The organism is Streptomyces sp. NRRL F-5630 (assembly GCF_000719475.1).
Classification (GTDB): Bacteria; Actinomycetota; Actinomycetes; order Streptomycetales; family Streptomycetaceae; genus Streptomyces.
Window position 1 is genome coordinate 42,960 of the sequence record NZ_JOGO01000050.1, and the last position, 17,761, is coordinate 60,720.

A 17,761-nucleotide genomic window follows, 5' to 3' on the forward strand; every position below is an offset into this window, starting at 1 on the left:
GAATGGAGTGAACGAAGGCGGAACGTCTGCGCGCCCGGTTACTCTCCCTGAAGAGTTTTCCCGCAAAGGAGGACACCGTGGCTGTACTGCAACACGAGCTGACGTTGAGCGAAGCTGCCGACCTGCTTGAGCAAGGGCTGCCCGGTCACCGTGTGGAGATTCTCCAGGGGAGGCTCACTGTGACACCGCCGCCGGACGGTTCGCACGCGCTGTCGTTGAGTTGGCTGGTCGAGGCGTTCGCCGGGGCGGGCGCGAGGAAGGCCGGGCTGAGGTACGTCCAGGGTCTCGGCCTCTGGCTCCCCACCCGCCCGGACGACTTCGCGATCCCGGACTTCTCGATCGTCGAGGCCCACTTCCGCGACGCCCTCGTGCGCCGCAGCTGCTACGCCCCCGAGGTCTTCCGGCTGGTCCTCGAAGTGACGTCGAGCAACTGGTCCGACGACTTGGGCCCGAAGGTCGAGAGCTACGCCGCCGCCGGGGTGCCGGTGTACGTCGTGGTGGACCGCAAGCACGACGAGGTGCTGCTGCACCGCGACCCGGAGGACGGGGTGTACACGCGGGTGGAGCACTTCAAGCGGGGCAGCTTCGTGCCGGTCCCGGAATCGGTCGGCGTGGCGCTCGACCTGCCGGTGGACACGCTGCTCGACGGCGACTGAGAGGGCGGCTGAGGCGGCGGCTGTCCGGCTGCCGGAAAGGGAGTGTTCGCGGGGGTACGCGCGTGCGACACTGCCGCCATGTTCGGCGTCATAGACCTGCCCACGTACCTCGCGGGCGTGGCACTCATCGTTCTGCTGCCCGGGCCCAACTCGCTCTACGTGCTCTCGGTGGGCGCGCGGCGCGGGGTGCGGACCGGGTACAAGGCCGCTGCCGGGGTGTTCCTCGGGGACACGGTGCTCATGACGCTGTCGGCCGCGGGCGTCGCCTCGCTGCTCCAGGCGAACGAGATGCTGTTCTCACTCGTCAAGTACGCGGGCGCCGGGTACCTGACCTGGCTCGCCTACGGCATGATCCGCTCCGCGCTCGCGCTGTGGCGCACGCGCCAGGAGCGGGCCGCCGAGGCGGCGGGCGAGGAAGCTCCGGCGGAGCGCGAGCGCCCCTTCCGCCGGGCCTTCGTGATCAGCCTCTTCAACCCGAAGGCGATCCTCTTCTTCATCGCCTTCTTCGTGCAGTTCGTTCCAGCGTCAAACCCACTCCCGGGCTTCATCTTCCTGGGCTTCCTTGCCCAGGTCGCGAGCGCTCTGTACCTGTCGGTCTTGATCTTCAGCGGCGCTCGCCTCGCAGCGGCCTTCCGCAAGCGCAAGGCGCTCAGTGCGGGAGCTACCTCCGCAGCCGGGGTCGTCTTCCTCGGGTTCGCCTTGAAGCTGTCGTTGGCAAGCGCGTAGGGGGCGTCGTGTCCGATCTCGTCCGTGTTGCATCCCTGTTCGCCCACATGACCCGCGCGGATGCCGTGATCAGGGGAGTGGAAGAGCCCCGCCCTGACACGCAATCAGGACGAGGCTCTTGGCGTGAGAAGTGGCCTGGTGCGGGCGCCCTTCGGGACGCTGGTGGGGTCTACGCGTCAGTGCGCAGCTCTCCCGGCATGGGGCCGGCTCCGAGGACCATGGCGTGCGGGGGACAGGCGAAGAGAGTGAAGCCGGGGCCAGGCTGCTCCCCTACTGCCGTTGTCTCAGCGACTCTGATTGAGCGCGACGCTCAACAGGAGTTCGACCAGCCTGTGCGCAGCGTCGGGCTTGCCCATTGAGCGCGCCGCTCCCGCCATCGTCTCCCGGCGCTGTGGGTCGGACAGAAGAGGTTCCAGGGCGCCCCGCAGCGCGGACGCGGTGGCCCTGTCTCCGGTCAGCGCTACAGCGGCCTTCGACCCAGTTCGGCCCGCACTGGTGGATGACGTTGGCGACGGACAGCAGCCACGGGAGGTTTTCACGGATCACGCCGTTGATCTGCTCGCTGCCCTGGGCTCCGCCGGTGATGTAGACGGTGGGCAAGTCGGGGTCGTATCCGGTCATGCCGAGGGCGGGAACGGCCTTGGCGGGGTCGCCGGTGAGCACGGTGGGCCGGACAGGGTTGCCGGTGACGACAGCGGCAGCGGCGACGGAGTCGGGGAGAAGGCTCAGCGAGTTCTCCGACGACAGCGCGACGGCGGTCGCGGAGCGGGCGAGGACCCGGTTGGCCAGGCCGAGTCGGACGGTCTGCTCATGGATGACCAGCGGAGTCTTCGTCGCGCGGGCAGCAAACCCCACGGGGACAGCGACATACCCCCCGGTGGAGAGGATCACGTCGGCCTGGAAGCGGCGAGCGATGGTCCGGGCCTCCAGGACGCCCTTGGGAACGCGACCCACGTCCCGCATGTTCTCAGCATTGATCATCTTCAGCGGGTTGCTGGAGCGGCGTAGCTTGCCGGTCGGCACGGTTTCGAAGGGGATGCCCTCGGCAGGGGCGACGCGGGATTCGAGCCCGGTGGCGGTGCCGACCCATAGGACGTCCACGCTCGCGCCGTGGTGGTGCATGACGGTCTGCATCTCGCGGACCGCTGTCAGGGCGGGATAGGTGTGCCCACCCGTTCCGCCTCCCGTCACCATCAGCTTGAAGGGACGGCGAAAGGAGGCGAAACGGGTGGCGAGGGCGTCGACGGTCACAGCGTGACGGCATCCGATCGTGAGGGCTCCGCATCCGACGAGCCGGAGCCGACGGCGGTCATGCGAACCTCCCGGACGATATCAGGCAATCTGACCTTGGTGAGGAGCCAGCCGACCCCGGCGGCTGACGCGGCTGGAGGCTGGTGAGAACTCGGTTGTCGACATCGCGGACGTGATCGCGCTCTGCGAGAACTACGCGGCGCCGCGAGAGAAGCGTGCTCTGCTGCTCGAATACGCCGCGGTGACGAAGAGCAAGCGAGACTGGTGGCAGACTCCCGAGTTCCGACTGGCCATCCCGCCATCGTTCAAGGCTTACCTGGGTCTTGAGGCGACTGCCGAGAGTCTGAACAACTACAAAGCCGAGTTCGTGCCCGGCCTCCTTCAGACGGAGGGGTACGTATGGACGATCCACGAGCGCTCGCACGAAAGGCTCCCAAGCGACGAGATCGACCGCATCGTTGCCGTCCGCATGACTCGACAGGAGGCTCTTCACCGTGTGGAGGCCCCCTTGCAATTCGCTGCGATCATCAACGAGGCCGTCTTGTACCGTCAGGTCGGTGGTCCGGACGTCATGCGGGCTCAGGTACAGCATCTGTGCGAAATGGCCATGCAGCCGGGCGTTCGGATTCAGGTCGTGCCGTTCAAGGCCGGCGCTCATGCCGGTGTGAACGGTTCGTTCATGCTCCTGCGGTTCGAAGATGCTCAGCCGATCGTCTACCTGGAGAACCTAGGCGGTGCGTCAGTCATGCGTAAGCCTAAGAGCGTTGACCAGTACGAACGAGCGTTCACCGACCTCCAGATTCTTGCCTTGGGAGAACGAGATTCCCTCGGCATGATGAAAGAAGCAATCAAGGAGCATTGATTCAGATGACCAACCACGCCGCACTGACCGGGGCTCGCTGGTTCCGTTCAAGTTACAGTAATGACCAGGCCGGGAATTGCGTCGAGGGCGCAAGGCTCGAAGGTGCGGCCATGGCAGTGCGGGACTCGAAGGACCCGAACGCCGGGGCGTTCGTTTTTCGAGCAGATGCCTGGGGTGCTTTCCTCAACACAGTTAAGGGACGCACCGCAGAAATGTAGCCCCGATGTGGGAAGACGGAGCCCCGAGCGCAACGCTCGGGGCTCCTGTCGTTTCCCCCCCCACATGGGATGTGTGTGTCAATTCATTCATGAGCGGTCGTGACGGGTCTCGATTGTGCTGAGAACCACGGAAGCGGCCATTGATTCATTCATGAGTGCCATCCGTGTAGCCCAGAATGCCGAGAAGGGCTCTTGGGGGGAGGTGGAATAGGGTGCCTTCTTGGTGGCTGAGACCCCCAAGTCCCGGGCGACTCCCACCAGGCGGATACCTTCGCGGAGCGAGTGGCGGCGTAGATCCAGCTCCTGTCGTGCCAGGCTGGTGGTCTCCTCCGTGAGCACGGACAGGCGCACGGACAGCAGTCCTCGGAGTGCGTCCTCCGGTAGGGCGTCGTTCGCTGCCTCCAGCTCGGCAAGCTCCAGGAGTTCGTCTGCGGTCCAGTCGGGGGCGGTCGTCTTCGGTGCCATCCGGCGCAGCCGTACGCGCAGTTGGATGCTGGAACTATCTTCATTCGGTTCGTTGACCCCGCCTATGCCCACCCCGCGCTCTCCTTCGTCGTGCTCGGCTTCTTCGCCCAGCTCGCCAGCGCCCTCTACCTGAGCGTCCTCATCTTCACCGGCACCCGCCTCGCCGCCGCCTTCGCCCGCCGCCGTCGCCTCCGCGCCACCGTCACCTCCGCGGCGGGCGCCCTCTTCCTCGGCTTCGCGGTGAAGCTCTCGCTGAGCGGCGTCTGAGCCGCCCGCTCCTCCGGCAGCCCCGGCTCCCGGCGCCCTTGGATCCGCCGTCGGCGCCGGGGGCGGCCGTCGTTGGTTCCTCGCCCGGAGGGGCTCAGGCCGCCGCCGGGGAGGCGTGGGCCGCCGCTCCCAGGTGCCGGTCCAGCCACCTCGCCGCGCCCCCCGGGTCCGTGCCCGTCCAGGCCACGTAGCCGTCGGGGCGGATGAGGAAGAGGCCCCGGCCGTAGGGGGCGCAGGAAGGGAGGGCGCGGGTCCGGACGTGGGCGGGGAGACCGGGCACGACGGGGGCGGCTCCCGCCTCCGGGGTGCGCTCCGTGCTGATCGCCAGGAGCGTCCAGTGCGGGCCCCGGTACAGGTCGAAGAGGCGGTCCCCGCCCGCGCGCCCGTCCGGCGCCCGGTCGCCCGCGTGAAGCGGTGCCCCGGCGGCCAGGGTGTGGTCGCTCAGGGTCGACGCGCGGTAGTGCAGGCCCAGTTGGCGCGTCTCCTCGCCCCTGCGGGTCTCGCCCCTGTGGACGCGTGTGGAGAGGTCGAGCATCCCGGCGGCGACCGCGCGGCGTTCCTCCTCGTACGTGGCGAGCAGCGCCCGCGGCGCGCCCGCGAGCACCGCGCCGAGCTTCCAGCCGAGGTTGTACGCGTCCTGGATGCTCGTGTTGAGGCCCTGGCCCCCGGCCGGTGAGTGGACGTGCGCCGCGTCCCCGGCGAGGAGGACGCGGCCGTCCTGGAAGCGGTCGGCGAGCGCCGCGCGGGCGGTGAAGGCCGAGGACCAGGTCACGGCGGTGACCCGCTCGGGCGCGAGGTGGGTGCGCGCGGCGAGTGCCGCCCGTACCGCCTCCGGGTCCGTGGCGACGGTGGTGCCCTCGGGGAAGGCCGCGACGAACTGGAAGTCCTCGGTCCCGGCGAGCGGGCACAGCGCCGCGAAGCCGCCGTCCGCGCCCGGGAAGACGTGCCAGTGGGTGCGGGGCAGCGTGCCCCGGGCGAGCCGCACGTCTGCGACGAGCACCGGCCTCGGGTCCACCGTCCCGCCCGTCATGCCGATCCCCAGGAGGCGCCGCACGGCGCCCCGCGCCCCGTCCGCGCCCACGACGTACCGGGCCCGTACGGTCCCCGTGCGCTCCGCGAAGCGCAGGGTCACGCCCTCGGCGTCCTGCTCCAGTCCGGTCAGCTCGTGCCCGTACGAGACCTCGCCGCCCAGCTCCACGAGCCGTTCGCGCAGGAGCCGGGCCGTGCGCCACTGCGGCAGCATGAGCGTGCCGCCGTACGGCTCGCTCTCCGTCGCCTCCCTCTCCTCGACCATGCGGAACTCCTCGCCCGGCGTGCCCGCCGTCCACCGCCTGTTGGGCGGGTAGGGGCCGCCCGCCGCGAGGAAGCGGCTCGCGAGGCCGAGGTCGTCGAGCACTTCGAGGGTGCGGGACTGGATGCCCTTGCCGCGCGAGCCCGCGAAGAGGTCCGTGCCGCGCTCGGCGAGCAGGACCCGTACGCCGCGCCGCACGAGGTCGATGGCGAGGGTCAGCCCGGTGGGGCCAGCGCCGATGACGGCGACGTCGAAGACGGGGGAGGTGGCGTGGTTCCGCATGGCACTCCTTAACGGTGTTAAGTGCTGGTGTTCGCAAGGATGCGCTTAACGGCGTTAAGGAGTCAAGCGACGCCCGTCGGCGCCGTCTACATTGGGGGCGTGGCCAGCAAGCATCAGACGCCCCGGCTCGACCGGGCCCAGGTCGTGGACACGGCGCTGCGACTGCTCAACGAGGTCGGGCTCGACCGGCTCAGCCTCCGGCTCATCGCGGGGGAACTGGAGGTGAAGGCGCCCGCGCTCTACTGGCACTTCCGCGACAAGCGCGAACTGCTCGACGAGATGGCCACGGAGATGTACCGGCGGATGACCGCGCGGGGCGACGAACCGGCCGGGATCGCCGCCGGCGACTGGCGCGGGCGGCTCACCGCGACCGCGCACGCGCTGCGCGCGGGCCTGCTCTCCTGGCGCGACGGGGCCCGGGTCTTCTCGGGGAGCCGCTTCACGGGCGACGAGCACGGCCCCGGCATGGAGGCCCAGCTCGCGGCCCTCACGGGGGCGGGCTTCACGCTCGCGCAGGCCGCGACGACCACCACCACGCTCTTCACGTACGTCCTCGGCTTCGTCACCGAGGAGCAGGGCATGATCACGTACGCCGACGATCCGCGCCCCGCGCTCGACATCGCCGAACGCGAGCGCCGCCTCGCCGCGACCCCCCTCGCGGCCGAGGTGGGCCCCCTCGTCTTCGGCGACTACGACGCGCGCTTCACGGAGGGCGTCGCCCTGCTCGTGACGGGAGTGGGGGCGCGGTACGGGGCGGGGTGAAGGGCGCGGGGCTCAGCGCCCCGTACGCGTACCGGCGACCCCCCGCGCCACCGCCCGCCGCAGCTTCGGCGTCAACGGCCGTTCCACGCACCGGTGCAGGAGCCAGGCGAGGAGCAGCATCGCGCCGATCGTCGCGGGGAAGGTGACGGCGGCGGGGACGCCGAGCGAGACGTGCAGAGCGTGCACGACGACCCAGCCCAGGTGCTCGTGGACCAGGTAGAACGGGTACGTGAGCGCCCCCGCCACCGTCAGCCAGCGCCAGTCGACGCGGTCGAGCCAGCCCACCGCGATCGCGGCGACGGCCGCGAAGCCGAGCGTCACGAGCGCGATGATCACGACGGTCGAGCGGTACGAGAAGGCGCCGGGCCCGTCCGGGTGCCACAGGTCGCCGACCGCGTAGTGCTGGCCGAGGAGCAGCCCGAGCAGCGCGAAGCCCCAGCCGAGGACGTCACGGCGGTCGCGGTGCACGAGGTAGAGGCCGATCCCGCCGACGAAGAACGGCGCGTAGCGCGGCATGAGGACCTGGTCGAGCAATGCCGAGTCCGCCGCGTCGCCGAGCGCCGCCGCGAGCGTCCACAGCGCGCAGAAGAGGACCACCCTGCGCCGCGTGACCCCGGGCAGCACGACGCACACCGCGAAGAGCGCGTAGAACCGGACCTCGGCCCACAGCGTCCAGCACACCCCGAGCACGCGGGGGGCGCCGAGCGGCATCTGGAGCAGCGTCAGGTTGAGGAGCGTGTCACTCGGCGAGAGCGCGTGCCACAGCACCCACGGCAGTGCGAACACGCCGCTGACCAGCAGGATCGCCGCCCAGTACGCGGGCATGAGGCGCGCCACGCGCGAGGCGAAGAAGTCCGTGAGGCCGCGCCCCCAGCCGCTCATGCAGATCACGAAGCCGCTGATGACGAAGAAGATCTGCACCCCGAGCGGACCGTAGGCGAACCACTCGTGCAGGCGCGGGAACTGGGCGGCGGGCGAGGCGCCCCAGGCCCGCGTGATGTCGCCGCCCCGGCCGCCGTAGTGGTAGCACGCGACCATGAGCGCGGCGAGGAGGCGCAGGCCGTCCAGGGCGCGCAGACGGGGACGCCGGGGCGGCACGGGGCCGGTCGCCGCCGGGCCGGGAAGCGCGGCCTCGGTGGGGAGCGCCGCCTTGGTGGGAGGACCGGCCTCGGTGGGGAGCGCGCGGGGGAGCGGGGCCGCGGGGGCGGGCTCGGCGGGTGCGGACATGCGCGCCTTCTTAGGGACGGGCGGACGACGAGGCCGCCGGTCCCGGTCGGGGGAGGCACGGCGGCCCTGGCAGCGTAGGGAGCGCGACCGCCTCCCGTACGGCCCCCGCGGCTCCGTTCGCCAGGTCTTCGGCGAGAGTTCACCGGCGGCTCCCGCGCCCGGCGACCGCCACGGGAACGGGATTCGCCACCCCTTCGCCCCCCGTTCACCTTGACGTGGCGGCGCTTTCCCCCGCGCGCCGAAGACTGCCGCACGCCGCCGTCCGCGTCCACGCGCCCCCCGGGGGCTTCGCACCCGTTGGCGCACCGCACACCCGCACCACCGAACCGCCAGGAGAGCCATGCCGAGAAGCCGAGCCCTCAGTCCGCAGGAGGAGCGGGGCGCCGTCAAGGAGCCGCCGCCCACCCTGGAGGAGTGCCTGCGGGCCTGCGCCACGCACAGCGGGAAGCTCGTCGCGGGCCTCGACCGGCGGCGCGGCGAACTCGCGGAAGCCCTGCGGGCCCTGCTCGCCCTGCACGCCTCGCGCGCCCTGCCCGCCGGAGCGCCGCGCGCCGAACGCGGCCCGGTCTCCGCGCTGTTGCGCCGCGCCCAGGCCACCGCCTCGGGCACCCCCACCGCCGCCCCCGGACCGCTCACCCTCGACAACCCGCTCCTCGACGCGCTCCTCACCGTCGGCGGCAAGGCGCTGGACTGCGGGTACGAGGACGAGCGCGCCCTCGCCGATGTCGTCTCGCGCTGCCTGGTCGCCCTGCGCAAGGGCTCGCGGGCCGCGTGGCGGCTGCGCGGGCGCGTACTGGAGGCGCAGGGCGCGTACGCGGAGGCGGCCGACGCCTACGACGCGTACCTGAGCCGGACCGAGGAGGACGGCTTCGGGGTGCGGGCCCGCGTCGCGGGGCTGCGGCTCGCCGCGGAACGCGAGCGCGACCTCGCCGGGCTGCTCGCCCTCGCCCGCCCGGCGGCGGAGGCGTTCCGCGCGGAGCCCCTCACGGAGACGTGGTTCGACGGCCTGGAGCACCTCGACCGCGGTGAACCCGACGCCGCCCACGACCGGTTCGCCGGGGCGCTGCTCGGTCTCGCCGACCGGGGCGAATGGCGCGAGTTCCAGGAAGCCCTGGGCCGTACGCTCGACGCGAGCCTCCACGACCTCGACAGCCGCGTCACCGCGCCGGGACCGGACTCGCCCGTCCCCGGCGGCGCGGACGGCGAGCCCCGCGCCGCGCTCAACGCCCTCCTCGCCCACTACGCCGACCTCACCCGCTCCCGTCAGCGCGGCCCCGTCGACGAGCCCACCTTCGGCGGCACCACGTGGCTCTCGCTCGGCGAGTTCCGCAACAGGATCGCCGGGCGCTCGGTCTGCCTCGTGGCCAACTCCGGCCGCGTGGGCTCGGGGACGCTCGGCGCGGAGATCGACGCCTACGACCTCGTGGTGCGCTTCAACTCGTACCGCATCGACGCGCCGGCGACCGGCGCGCGCACCGACATCCACGTCACGATCCACAAGCATGCCTTCAACTGGGACCAGCACGTCGACACCCGCCTCGTGTTCGGCGGGGACGTGGGCGCCTGGCGGTCCTCGCTGCGCAACCGGCTCGTCCCGGGGGCCCAGAAGCACCTCGGCGACGACTCGCTGCGGTGGCCGCTGCGCGAGATCGGCAAGGTGGGCCCCGAGGAGTGGCCCGGCATCCCGACCACGGGCTTCAACACGCTCTTCCTCCTCGACTTCCTCGACGTGAACCCCGTCATCGACCTCATCGGCTTCGACTTCTACGAGAGCGGCGCCTACCGCACGAGCGAGGCGATGCGGATGCCGGTGACCTCGGTCCACGAGTACGCCGACGAGAAGACGTGGGTGCTCGACCGCGCGACGAAGGTGACCGAGCACCGGATCAGCCTGCGCTGAGCCCCCGCCCGGCACCCGTGACCCCTGTACTCCCTCGCAGACCTGAGGACTTCACCCCGCCATGTCCCGTACCACCGCCTCCGCCGCCCCGCCCGCCGTCCACACCCCCCAAGCGCCCGTGCGCGAGGCCGCGGCGGACGACGTGCGCGACCTCACGGGCAAGCGCCGCGTCGCCTTCGCGAGCTTCGTCGACGAGAACTACCTCCCCGGCTTCCTCGCCCTGCTGCGCTCCCTCGCCCTGAGCAACCCGGAGGTGTGCGAGGACTTCCTCGTCCTCCACGACGGCCTGCGCCCCGCGTCCCTCGCGCGCATCCGCGCCCTGCACCCGCGCGTCAAGCCGCGCCGCGTGGACGCCGCCCGCTACGACGCCTACGCCAAGGGCGACCAGAGCAACTACCTCGTCCGCAAGGCGTACTTCCTCCTCGACGTCTTCCGCGTCCGCGACTACGACACGATCATCACGCTCGACACGGACATGGTCGTCCTCGGCGACCTCTCCGAACTCCTGCGCCTGCGCGAAGGACTCGCCGCCGTACCGCAGTTCTTCTACGGCACCCACAAGCTCAACAGCGGACTCCTCGTCATCCAGCGGGAGTTCCTCTCCGACGCCTTCTGCGAGCGCATCGACGAGACCGGCCTCGCGGGCAGCTACGAACTCGACAAGCACGACCAGGGCATCCTCAACGCCGTGCTCGACGGGGACTTCGTGCGCCTGCCCGCCCGCTACAACTTCGTCAAGCGCCGCCTGTCGGGCGACAAGCCCGTCCCGGACGACACCGCCGTGCTGCACTTCACCGGACGCCACAAGCCGTGGCAGGGCGGCGAGAACGGGTACGCGGAGGCCGAGGCCCGCTGGCGCGAATTCCACCTCACCGAGCGGGAGTTCCAGGACGCGTACCTCGCCCTGCCCGGCGCGAAGCACCCCGACCTCCTCGTGCACCTCGGCACCCCGTACGTCCACCGCACGGGCGACGTCGAGGCGGCCCGCAGGATCGCCTCGGCGCACATCGGCGCGGGGCACTTCGAGGAAGCCGTCGAGATCCTGCGCGCGGTCCGCATACCCGTGCACGACGCGTGGCCGCACGAGGTGCTCGGCCACGCCCTGCTCAGCGTCTCGCGCTACGCGGAGGCCACGAGCCACCTGCTCCTCGCGGCCACCTCGCCGAACCGCGCCCCGACCGCGTACAGCCGCCTCGCGCAGATCGCCTGGATACACCACCGCGACGAGGAGGCCCACGCGTACGCCGAGAAGGGCCTCTCGGTCGACCCGACGCACCGCGCCTCGCGCATCTGGCACCAGCGCACCCGCCACGCCGCCCCCGGGGGCCAGCCGCCCCACCGGACCGAGGGCCCCGCGCACGAGCAACTGGCCCATGTCGCCTTCTACATGGAGGGCCAGGGCAACGCGGGCGACAAGGTCCTCCCCGAGTCGGTGCGCCTCGCCCTGGACGCCGACCCCTCCGCGCGCCGCTGGCACTCCCTGCACGCGCACCGCCTCTTCGACCGCGACGCGCTCGCCGAGGTCAACAGGCGGCGCGGGCTCGTCATCGGCGGCGGCGGCCTCTTCATCCCCGACACCGCGCCGAACGGCAACAGCGGCTGGCAGTGGAACGTACCGCCCGAGCACCTGCGCGCGATCGAGGTGCCCGTCATCGTGCACGCAGTCGGCTTCAACGCCTTCGACGGCCAGTCCTACCGCCACCGCCGCTTCCACGAGAGCCTGCGGCTCCTCGCCGAGCAGTCCTCCTTCTTCGGCCTGCGCAACCACGGCTCGGTGGAGAAGGTACGGGCCCTGCTCCCGCCCCACCTGCGCGAGCGCGTGCGCTGGCAGCCCTGCCCGACGACGGTGACGCGCCACCTCGTGCCCGGCTGGACCGATCCCGTCGCGCGCGAGGACACGATCCTCCTCAACGCCGCCTACGACCGCGCGGGCCTGCGCTTCGGCCACGACTACCCGTACTTCCTCGACCAGATGGCCCGCGCCGTCCGGGGCCTCGGGGCGCTCGCCCAGGTGAAGATCGCCGCGCACGCGCTCGACGACGAACGCCTCGCCCACGATCTGCGCCGCACGCACGGCATCTCCCTGCCGGTGCTGCCGATGTACGACTGGGACAACGACGAGATCCGCGCGGCCTACGCGAAGACGCGCCTGGTCATCGGGATGCGCGGCCACGCGGGCATGATCCCCTTCGGCTGCGGCACCCCGATCCTGAGCCTCGTCTCGCACCCGAAGATGGCGTACTTCCTCGCCGACATCGACCGCCCCGAGTGGGGCATCAGCGTCCACGACCGCCACCTGGCCGACCACCTCACCGAGGCCGCCCGCACCCTGCTGGCCGACCACGGGGCGAGCGTGGCGGACGTGCACGAGCGGCAGCGGATGCTGTGGGAGGTGACGCGCGGGAACGGGGCGGACATCAGGGCGGTGCTGGCCTGAGGGACGGCGGCGGGAGGACGCCGGGGACCCGGGAGGCGAGGGGCGGGCCGGGGACCTGAGAGGCGGGGCGGGAAGGAGCCGGGGGGCGGGCCATGCCGGGGGTGGCCCGCCCCCCTCCCGTGCCCCTACTTCCTCCGTACCACCCGTGACCGCAGCGCCCGCGTCCTGCGGGCCACCTTGCGGACCGTCGCGTTGCGCGGCAGGAAGCCGAGCTGCTGGGGCATTCCGCCGGGGAGGCCCAGCGTCGTCAGGCGCTTGCGCTTGATGTAGCGCCTGGCCGCCTCCTCGCCGCAGGCCGTGAGGTGGGCCTCGGCGCGGGGGCGCAGCCCGGGGTGGATCTTGGGCTGCATCGCGAAGCCGACCGCGACGAGGAGTTCCTGCGTCGCCGGGCTCGCCGCGAGGTCCTGGGACGCGACCGCCTCCGGGTCCGACAGGTCGGGGAGGAGGGCGTCGACGAGCGTCACGGGAACGCGGTTGCTGTTCTCGAACGGCGTCAGGCGCTCCAGGAGCCGGCCCGTCCCGGTCCGCGCGACCGGCAGGCCGTAGAACGTCCCCGCCGTGAGCAGCGCCGTCGAGAAGCAGCCCACGACGAGCGCCGGCTTCAGCACCGGATAGAGCGTCTCGGCGAGCAAGGGGACGTCGAGCACCAGGAGTTCGGCGCCGAGCCGTTCCGCCTCCGCCTCCATGAGCCGGGCCCAGCGGGCCGGCGCGGTGGGGTGGGGTTTGAAGACGAGGTGCCGGTGGCCGAGTGCGACAGCACCCCGCACCATCTCCGCGTGCAGCGTCTCCTCCTCCTCGGCGCTGAGGATACCGAGTGCGGACAGATACTGGCCGAGGAGCAAGGCGGGCCGCTGCGAGGGGAGTTCGGGCAGCGTGGGCGAGTCCTCGGCGATCTCCGCGAGCACCCGTACGAACGCCTCCGCGTCCACGACCTCCCGCCGGACCCCGAACTCGCTGAGCAGCAGCGGCTCCAGGCCCGGTACGAGGTCGAGGTGGAGCAGCCGTTCGATACGGGTGCCGAGGAGCGGGTCGAGCTTGTTCCGGGTCGGCCCGTAGCTCATGAGCCCGTCCGCGTACACGTCCACGCGCGCGCCCGTAAAGATCGTGGTGACGGCGAGCGCGGGCACGACCTGGATCGACTCGACGACGAACTCGACCTCCTCGTCGGGCCCGAGGCCCCACAGGAGCCGCAAGTAGCGTTCCCACAGTGGCACATCGTCCGGCGCGGGGTCCCACGCGCCCGGGTGGAAGGGCGCGATGGCCTCGTTCCAGTGCCGTACCTCGTCGAAGCGCGTACGAAGGCGCGAGAAGCCCGCGAGCGCGTCGGGGCCCGGGGTGGTCTCGGGGTTCGCCGCGTTGTTGCTGAGCAGCAGGATCGTACGGTCCACGGGCGTGAACAGCCCGGCGTCGACGGCGGCGGCGAGCGTCGCCGTCCCGTAGAGCGTCGAGGCGAGGAAGACACGGGTGCTCACGCGGCCACCCCCGCGGCGGGGCGGCGGCGCAGGCGGCGCAGGAGGGCCGCGCGCTCGACGTCCATCGACGAGAGCGCGGCGGCGAGCACGTCCTCCGGCAGCCGCCGCAGCGCGGCGGCGCTCCGCGTCCGCAACTCCCTGGCCACCGAGGGCTGGAAGTGCTCGACGCGCCCGAGATGGTGGGCGATGATCGCGCAGTACGTCCGTACGGCCTTGGGCAGCAGCACGGCGGCCTCGGGGTCGGCCGCCGTCTCGGCGACGACCTGGTCGAAGGCGGGCAGGAAGTCGAGCTGGCGCACGTCGCCGATCTGCGTCAGCGAACTCCCCACGCCACGGCGGTAGAAGTAGCCGAGCGTGTTCACGGCCGCGCAGCTCTCCGCCTCCCGGTGCAGCCGCCAGATCCACGGCCGGTCCTCGGCGGTGTGCAGCCCCTCGGGGAAGTCGAGCAAGCCCCGTTCCAGCAAGCGCCGGTGGTACAGGCCCGCCCAGGAGTACGGGTAGTCGACGGAGGTGGAGCGCTCGGCGGGCAGGATGAGCGCGCGCGGATCGAGCACGACCCCGCGCCGCCCGATGGGCGCCCGGTACACAGACCGCGCCCGCGCTGTGCACCGCACGTGGTCGACGCGCAGGAAGTCCACGCCGAGGCGTTCGGCCTCCGCGACGAGCCGCGGAAGGTAGCCGGGGGCGAGCCAGTCGTCCCCGTCGAGGAACGTCAGCCACTCCCCGCGCGCGGCGGCGAGCCCGCTGTTCCTGGCGGTCCCGATACTGCTGTTCACCTCGTGCCGCACCACTCTCGCGGGCGCCCCGAGCCCCCCGAGGGCCGCCGCCACCACCTCCCCGCTCCCGTCGTCGGAACAGTCGTCCACGAAGACGAACTCGTAGTCCGCACGGGCATTGGCGCGCAGTGAACGCAGCGCCTCGGACACATAGGGCCGCACATTGTGGAACGGCACGATGACGGAGAGCTTGGGCACGAGCGCGACGCTAGGGCCTCTCCGGCCCGCCGGGCTGACCGGCAGGCGACCGGGGGGTGAACGCGGGGCGGCGAGTGGGCCACCTCCGGGACGGCGGGGTCCGGAGCGGCACGCGGGGCCGCCCGGGGCGCCGCGCCGCCCGTGGGGGCGCGTGTTCCCTCCGCGCGGCACCGCTCGCCGCTCCCCGGCAGCTCTCTCCCCCTGCCCGCGCCCGAGCGGCCTCCCGCCCGCGCCCGAGCGGCCTCCCGCCCGCGCCCGCGCGGCCTCCCGCCCCCGCCTGCACGGAGGCCCCCTCGCCGCCGCCCCGCGCCGCCCTCCGCCCCCCGCTCGCTCCGCGCTGTTCACCCGCCGTTGCGGTCGTGTTGGGTGTCCCCTCGGAAACGGTTCCTAGCGTCCGGGGTGTGCCAGAAAGCAAGCCGAAGTCCCCGCGCGTCGCGGTGCTCGCCGACTCGGACACGCGCTGGAAGTGGGGAGCCCTCACCGCCGCCCGTGTCACCGGGTGCGAGGAGCCGGACGGGTTCCTGCTGCGCGGGCGGGCCACTCCCACCGCCCGGCAGCTCCGCGAGGTCGGGGTGCGCGCCGCCTCGCTGCGGGAAGTGACCGCCAACGGGTTCGTGCGGGCCATGGGCGAGACCGCGTACGACGTCGTCGTGCTCGCGCTCGTCGGCGGCGGCGTGCAGGCCCTCGTGCACGGGCTGCGGTACGCCTGGCAGGGAGCCGTCAAACGGCCCGTGCTCGTCACGGGGTACGTCGGGGTCGTCTACGAGAAGCTCGCGGACGGGCTGCTCCTGCGGCACGGCGCCGACCTCGTGCTCGCCAACTCGCGCGACGACGCCGAGCGCTTCCGCGCCGTGTACGAGGGTGTCGGCGCCGACAGCGCGAGCGTCGTCGAGTGCGCGCTCCCCTTCCTCCAGGGTGAGCCCGCCGCCGCGAGCGCCGAAGGCCCCGTCGTCTTCGCCGTGCAGCCCTCCGTGCCCGAGCGCCGCGCCGACCGGCTCTACCTCCTGCGCCGCGCGGCCCAGCACGCCCGGCTCCACCCGGAGCGCGAGGTCCTCGTCAAGCTCCGCTCGCGCCCCGGCGAGCACACGACGCACATCGAGGAACAGCCGTACCAGAAGCTCGCCCGCTCGCTCGACCTGCCGCCCAACTGCCGCCTCGAATACGGGCACATGGGCACCATCCTCGACACCGCGAGCCTCCTGGTCACGGTCAGCTCGACGGCGGCCCTGGAGGCTCTGCACCGCGGCGTGCCGACGGCCGTCCTCACCGATCTCGGCGTCCGCGAAGCCCTCGGCAACCACGCCTTCCTCGGCTCGGGGTGCCTGACCTCCTGGGACGCGCTCGACGCGGGGCACCTCCCGAAGGCCGATCCCGCGTGGGCGGCGCGGCAGGGCGTCGCGAGCGACCGCCCGTACGAGAGCGCCTTCGACGCGGCGCGCGCCCGCCTCGCGGCGCTGCTCGCGCGGCCCCAACTGCCGCCCCTCTCCCCGTACTACACCCTCGCCACCGCCCCCGGCTACCTGCCCGGCATCCTCGCCAGGCACCACCTCGCCCCCGACGGCTCGCCCCTGCCCGGCGCGCCGAGCGACACGCGTCCGCCCGGGCCGCTCAAGCAGGTCGTGCGGCAGGCCGCGCGCGGCGCCTACCGGCACGGCGTCCAGCGCGTCGCGCCCGTCATCCGCCGCATGGGGGACCTGTGACCACCGGACCCGCGACCACCACCACCGAAGGCCCCGCCATGACCCCTCGTGTCCTCGCCGTCATCCCCGCCCGGGGAGGCTCCAAGGGCGTGCCCGCGAAGAACCTCGCGCCCGTCGGCGGCGTCCCGCTCGTCGTCCGCGCCGTGCGCGAGTGCCTGGCCGCCCGGTACGTCACCGACGTGCACGTCTCGACCGACGACCCGGCGATCTCCCGCGCGGCCCGCGAGGCCGGGGCCGGCATCGTGCGCAGGCCCGCCGAGCTGGCGGGCGACCTGGCGAGCAGCGAGGCCGCGGTCCTGCACGCGCTCGACACGTACGAGGAGCGGCACGGCACCGCGCCCGACACCGTCCTCCTCGTCCAGTGCACGAGCCCCTTCCTCCTCGCCTCCGACATCGACGGGGTCGCGCGGGCCGTCGTGGACGGCGGCGCGGACTCCGCGCTCACCGCCGCGCCCTTCCACGGCTTCGTGTGGCGCCGGGACGACGAGGACGGCGCGCGCGGCGTCAACCACGACCGCCGCACGCGCCCGCGCCGCCAGGACCGCCCCGAGGACCTCGTCGAGACCGGCGCGGCCTACGCCATGGACGTCGCCGGGTTCCGCGCCCACCGGCACCGCTTCTTCGGCCGTACGGAGCTCGTGCGGACCGATCCCGCGCGGGTGCTGGAGATCGACGACCCGCACGAGCTGGAGCGCGCCCGCCTCCTCGCCCCGCACTTCGACGCGCACCGTCCCGGCGCGCTGCCGAGCCGCGCGGACGTGGACGCGGTCGTGCTCGACTTCGACGGCACGCAGACCGACGACCGCGTCCACATCGACGCCGAGGGCCGCGAACTCGTCTCCGTGCACCGCGGCGACGGCCTGGGCGTCGCCGCGCTGCGCCGCTCCGGGCTCGCCCTGCTCATCCTCTCCACCGAGGAGAACCCGGTCGTCGCCGCGCGCGCCCGCAAACTCCGCGTCCCCGTCCTGCACGGCGTCGACCGCAAGGACCTGGCGCTCAAGCAGTGGTGCGAGGAGCAGGGCGTCACGCCCGAACGCGTCCTCTACGCGGGCAACGACGCCAACGACCTGGCCTGCTTCGGCCTCGTCGGCTGGCCCGTCGCCGTCGCGAACGCCCACGACGCCGTGAAGGGCGCCGCGCGCGCCGTCACCACCGTGCCCGGCGGCTCCGGCGCGATCCGCGAGATCGCCGGCTGGCTCCTCGGCGGCGACCTCGGCACGCGGGGCACCCCCGGCGGCCAGGGACGCCCGTAAGGGACCCACCCGCGAGGG

14 protein-coding genes and 2 pseudogenes are annotated in these 17,761 nt (G+C 72.7%); 10 read left to right on the forward strand and 6 right to left on the reverse strand.

The genetic code is table 11. The annotated features are described in order from the left end of the window. The first annotated feature begins 77 nt into the window (after nucleotides 1-77). The gene (locus IF99_RS0121615; RefSeq protein WP_030998305.1) at nucleotides 78-656 is read left to right on the forward strand and encodes a Uma2 family endonuclease; all 579 of its coding nucleotides are present in this window, start codon (nucleotides 78-80) and stop codon (nucleotides 654-656) included. 78 nt (nucleotides 657-734) lie between these two features. Beyond that, nucleotides 735-1,382 carry a leucine efflux protein LeuE gene (leuE, locus tag IF99_RS0121620; protein WP_030998307.1) on the forward strand — a complete coding sequence of 216 codons (648 nt, stop codon included), beginning with the start codon at nucleotides 735-737 and terminating at the stop codon, nucleotides 1,380-1,382. A gap of 284 nt (nucleotides 1,383-1,666) precedes the next feature. Here leuE and IF99_RS31000 read toward each other — a convergent pair. Then, a pseudogene (locus IF99_RS31000) lies at nucleotides 1,667-2,576 on the reverse strand (UDP-N-acetylglucosamine--N-acetylmuramyl-(pentapeptide) pyrophosphoryl-undecaprenol N-acetylglucosamine transferase). A 229-nt stretch (nucleotides 2,577-2,805) separates the two neighbouring features. On the opposite strand from IF99_RS31000, the gene IF99_RS0121630 reads away from it, so the two are divergent. Then, nucleotides 2,806-3,495 (forward strand): DUF5753 domain-containing protein, encoded by a 690-nt coding sequence (locus tag IF99_RS0121630; protein ID WP_051703610.1) that lies wholly within the window; start codon nucleotides 2,806-2,808, stop codon nucleotides 3,493-3,495. A gap of 5 nt (nucleotides 3,496-3,500) precedes the next feature. Further along, nucleotides 3,501-3,713: a DUF397 domain-containing protein gene (locus IF99_RS32720; RefSeq protein WP_078655198.1), complete on the forward strand. Its 213-nt coding sequence runs from the start codon at nucleotides 3,501-3,503 to the stop codon at nucleotides 3,711-3,713. An 87-nt stretch (nucleotides 3,714-3,800) separates the two neighbouring features. On the opposite strand, the gene IF99_RS34420 is transcribed toward IF99_RS32720, so the two are convergent. Beyond that, nucleotides 3,801-4,178, reverse strand: a complete 378-nt coding sequence (locus IF99_RS34420; protein WP_037827277.1) for a hypothetical protein — start codon at nucleotides 4,176-4,178, stop codon at nucleotides 3,801-3,803. A gap of 18 nt (nucleotides 4,179-4,196) precedes the next feature. On the opposite strand from IF99_RS34420, the pseudogene IF99_RS31005 reads away from it, so the two are divergent. After that, nucleotides 4,197-4,445 (forward strand): annotated as a pseudogene (locus tag IF99_RS31005) (LysE family transporter); the annotation flags it as partial. A 94-nt stretch (nucleotides 4,446-4,539) separates the two neighbouring features. Here the strand turns inward: IF99_RS31005 and IF99_RS0121645 are convergent. Next, the gene (locus IF99_RS0121645) at nucleotides 4,540-6,018 is read right to left on the reverse strand and encodes an FAD-dependent oxidoreductase (protein ID WP_030998313.1); all 1,479 of its coding nucleotides are present in this window, start codon (nucleotides 6,016-6,018) and stop codon (nucleotides 4,540-4,542) included. Nucleotides 6,019-6,117: 99 nt separating this feature from the next. Here IF99_RS0121645 and IF99_RS0121650 point away from each other — a divergent pair, with 99 nt between their 5' ends. Continuing rightward, nucleotides 6,118-6,780: a TetR/AcrR family transcriptional regulator C-terminal domain-containing protein gene (locus IF99_RS0121650; RefSeq protein ID WP_030998315.1), complete on the forward strand. Its 663-nt coding sequence runs from the start codon at nucleotides 6,118-6,120 to the stop codon at nucleotides 6,778-6,780. Nucleotides 6,781-6,792: 12 nt separating this feature from the next. Here the strand turns inward: IF99_RS0121650 and IF99_RS0121655 are convergent, their stop codons facing one another. Then, on the reverse strand, nucleotides 6,793-8,007 hold the full coding sequence (locus IF99_RS0121655) for an acyltransferase family protein (protein ID WP_030998317.1): 1,215 nt from the start codon (nucleotides 8,005-8,007) through the stop codon (nucleotides 6,793-6,795). Nucleotides 8,008-8,347: 340 nt separating this feature from the next. On the opposite strand from IF99_RS0121655, the gene IF99_RS0121665 reads away from it, so the two are divergent. Together IF99_RS0121665 and IF99_RS0121670 are read left to right on the forward strand one after the other, a co-directional pair. Continuing rightward, a complete protein-coding gene (locus tag IF99_RS0121665) occupies nucleotides 8,348-9,907 on the forward strand; it encodes a glycosyltransferase family 29 protein (protein ID WP_030998319.1) in 1,560 nt (519 codons plus the stop codon). Nucleotides 9,908-9,968: 61 nt separating this feature from the next. After that, nucleotides 9,969-12,344 carry a glycosyltransferase gene (locus tag IF99_RS0121670; RefSeq protein WP_030998321.1) on the forward strand — a complete coding sequence of 792 codons (2,376 nt, stop codon included), beginning with the start codon at nucleotides 9,969-9,971 and terminating at the stop codon, nucleotides 12,342-12,344. A gap of 125 nt (nucleotides 12,345-12,469) precedes the next feature. Here the strand turns inward: IF99_RS0121670 and IF99_RS0121675 are convergent, their stop codons facing one another. Both IF99_RS0121675 and IF99_RS0121680 read right to left on the reverse strand, forming a co-directional pair. Beyond that, nucleotides 12,470-13,816 (reverse strand): polysialyltransferase family glycosyltransferase, encoded by a 1,347-nt coding sequence (locus tag IF99_RS0121675; protein ID WP_030998323.1) that lies wholly within the window; start codon nucleotides 13,814-13,816, stop codon nucleotides 12,470-12,472. Then, a complete protein-coding gene (locus tag IF99_RS0121680) occupies nucleotides 13,813-14,790 on the reverse strand; it encodes a glycosyltransferase family 2 protein (RefSeq protein WP_030998325.1) in 978 nt (325 codons plus the stop codon). Before IF99_RS0121680 ends, IF99_RS0121675 begins: the two co-directional genes overlap by 4 nt. Before the next feature lie 401 nt (nucleotides 14,791-15,191). On the opposite strand from IF99_RS0121680, the gene IF99_RS0121685 reads away from it, so the two are divergent. Both IF99_RS0121685 and IF99_RS0121690 read left to right on the forward strand, forming a co-directional pair. Continuing rightward, a complete protein-coding gene (locus IF99_RS0121685; RefSeq protein ID WP_030998327.1) occupies nucleotides 15,192-16,490 on the forward strand; it encodes a DUF6716 putative glycosyltransferase in 1,299 nt (432 codons plus the stop codon). A 38-nt stretch (nucleotides 16,491-16,528) separates the two neighbouring features. Beyond that, nucleotides 16,529-17,743, forward strand: a complete 1,215-nt coding sequence (locus tag IF99_RS0121690; protein WP_030998329.1) for an acylneuraminate cytidylyltransferase — start codon at nucleotides 16,529-16,531, stop codon at nucleotides 17,741-17,743. The last annotated feature ends 18 nt before the right edge of the window (nucleotides 17,744-17,761 follow it).